The sequence below is a fragment of the Streptomyces sp. NPDC002490 genome (assembly GCF_040296045.1).
In the GTDB taxonomy this organism is placed as follows: domain Bacteria; phylum Actinomycetota; class Actinomycetes; order Streptomycetales; family Streptomycetaceae; genus Streptomyces.
The window spans coordinates 1-3,022 of the sequence record NZ_JBEOWM010000120.1 but is presented as its reverse complement, the minus strand read 5'-3'; the positions used below and the strand labels follow the sequence as shown (position 1 = coordinate 3,022).

1 protein-coding gene is annotated in these 3,022 nt (G+C 75.2%); it reads right to left on the bottom strand.

Annotation, left to right across the window (positions count from 1 at the left end; genetic code table 11):
* The coding region (locus tag ABT092_RS30835) for a non-ribosomal peptide synthetase (RefSeq protein WP_351249803.1) at positions 1-3,005 on the bottom strand (3,005 nt) is incomplete at its 3' end.
* Positions 3,006-3,022: the final 17 nt, after the last annotated feature.

The window sequence follows — 3,022 nt, the reverse complement described above, 5'->3', positions numbered from 1 at the left end:
TCACCCGTCCGGTACAACCGCCCCCCACCGAACGGCGAGGCCACGAAACGCTCCGCCGTCAAACCCGGACGCCCCCCGTAACCACGCGCCAACCCGACCCCCGCCACATACAACTCACCCACCACCCCGGGAACGACCGGACGGAGGAACCCGTCCAGGACGTAGGTGCGGGTGTTGTCCATCGGCCGGCCGATCGGCAGCACCGCGGGGGTCGGCCCGCCGGGCTCCACCAGGTGGGTGGTGGCGCACAGGGTCGCCTCGGTGGGCCCGTACAGATGCCGTATCCGTAGCCCGGGCAGGGCCTCGCGGAGTCGGGCCAGCGAACCCGCCGGCACCGTGTCGCCGCCGGTCAGCACCTCCGTCAACCCGGTGAGCGCCTCGGGGGACCCGTCGGCCAGTGCCCCGAACAGGCCGGCCGTCAGGTGGACGGCGGTCAGCCCGTGGGCGTCGACCAGCCGGGCCAGCGCCGGCCCGTCGACCGGCCCGGGCGGGGCGACGACGACGGTGCCGCCGCGCAGCAGGGGCACCCACAGCTCGAAGGTGGACGCGTCGAAGGCGTGCGGGGCGTGCAGCAGCACCCGGTCGCCTTCACCCACCGCCCATCCCCCGTCGCGCACCAGCCCGGTGACCCCGCGGTGCGTGGTGACGACGCCCTTGGGTTCGCCCGTCGAGCCGGAGGTGAACATCACGTACACCGGGGAGTCCGGCCCCGCCGCCGAGGGCGGCACGGGACCGGTGGAGCCCGCGACCGCCGCCCGGACCGCGGGGTCGTCCCACCGCACGGGCACCGGTTCGACCCCGGCGAGGAGGTGCTCCGTCCCGGCCGTGCACAACACCGGGTCGGCGGCCGACTCGGTGAGCACCCGGGCGATCCGCCCGGCCGGATGGCCCGGGTCGACCGGTACGTGGGCGGCCCCGGAGCGCACCACCCCCAGCAGCAGCACCACCAGGTCCACCGAACGGTCCATGACCACCCCGACCCGGCTCTCCGCCCGCACCCCGCGGTCCCGCAGCCAGCGGGCCACCCTCCCGGCCCGGGCGTCCAACTCGGCGTAGGTGAGGGAGGTTCCGTCGACGGCGTCCACCAGGGCCACCGCCCCCGGGGTGCGGGCCGCCTGCTCCGCGAACAGGGCTCCCACCGTGGCGTCCGGCAGCGGGCGGTCGGTAGCGTTCCACGCCACGACGACCCGGTCCCGTTCCCCCGCGTCCAGTACGTCCAGCCCGCTCAGCCGCCGGCCGGCGTCGGCGGCCACCTGCTCCAACACCCGCACCAGCCGGGCCGCGATCGCCTCGGCGGTCGCCGGGTCGAACAGGTCGGTGGCGTAGAGCAGGGCCCCGCCGATGCCGGCCGGCGCCCCCCGCTCGTCCCGGCTCTCGGCCAGGGTGAACGACAGGTCGAACCGGGCGGCCACCGCCTCCTCGGCCGGCATCGGCCGCACGTCCAACTCGGGCAGGTCCCAACCGGACCCGCCCCGCGGAAGGTTCTGGAGCACCAGCATGACCTGGAAGAGGGGATGCCGGGCCAGTGACCGCACCGGGCTGACCTCGTCCACCAGCCGCTCGAACGGCAGGTCCTGGTGCGCGTATGCCGACAGGTCCGCCTCCCGCACCCGCCCCAACAACTCCTCGAACGACGGATCACCACCGACGTCCGTCCGCAACACCAAGGTGTTGATGAAGAACCCGGCCAGGTCGTCCAGGGCCCGATCGGCGCGACCGGCCACCGCCGTCCCCAACGGCACGTCCGTCCCCGCACCCAGTTTCGCCAGCAGCATCGCCAACGCCGCCTGCACCACCATGAACAGGGTGGCCGAACTCCGGCGCGCCACCGCGGAGAGCGCCGCGTGCACCTCCGCCGGGACCTCCACCGGCACCGAGGCGCCCCGGTGCGACGGGGTCGCCGGCCGGGGCCGGTCCAGCGGCAGCGTCAGCTCCTCGGGCAGCCCGGCCAGCGTCTCGCGCCAGTAGTCGACCTGGGCCCGGATCAGGCTCTGCGGATCGTCCCACTCCCCCAGCACCCGCCGCTGCCAGAGCGCGTAGTCCGCGTACTGCACCGGCAACGGCTCCCAACCGGGCGCCGCCCCCTCCAGACGGGCCGCGTAGGCCGTCCGCAGGTCCCGCGCCAACACCCCCATCGACCAGCCGTCCACGGCGATGTGGTGCGCCACCAACACCAGCACGTGCGCCCGCTCCGACACCGTCAACAGCTCCGTGCGCCAGGGGAGTTCCCGAGTGAGGTCGAAGGTGGCGCGCGCCACCGCGTCCACGACCGTGCGCACCCGATCCGCCTCGACGTCCCGCACCACCAGCTCCGTGCCACCGGCCGGCCGCACCTCCTGCCGGGGCGTCCCCGCCGTCTCCGGGAAGGCGGTCCGCAGGGTCTCGTGCCGCGCCGCCACGTCGCGCAGTGCCGCCCGCAGCGCCCCGACGTCGAGGACCCCGTCCAGCGCCAGCGCCAAGGGCACGTTGTAGCCGGCGCCGGCGCCCTCCTGCTCCATCCGGTTGAGGAACCACATCCGCTGCTGCCCGTACGACAGCGGCAGCACCTCGGGGCGTTCCCCCGCGACCAGCGGGGCCCGTGCCGCTCCCCGGTTCTCCGCCACCAACCGGGCCAGCCCCTCGACGGTCGGCGCGCCGAACAGGTCCCGGACGCCGACCTCCGCGTCCAGCTCGGAGCGGATCGCCGAGATCAGCCGCATCGCCAGCAGCGAATCGCCGCCCAACTCGAAGAAGGACACGTCGGCCGGCACCCGGTCCAGCCCCAACACCCCGCCGAACAGCCCGCACAGCAACGCCTCGACGGGGCCCTCCGGCTCCCGCCCCACCGACGCCGACGCCGCCGGTTCCGGCAGCGCCGCCCGGTCCACCTTGCCGTTCGCCGTCAGGGGCAGGGCGTCCAGGGTGACGAACGCGGACGGCACCATGTGGTCCGGCAGGCGGCGCGCGAGGTGCTCCCGCAGCACCCCGTCCGCAGGGGCTTCGCCCACCGGCACCACGTACGCCACCAGACGCCTCGTCCCCG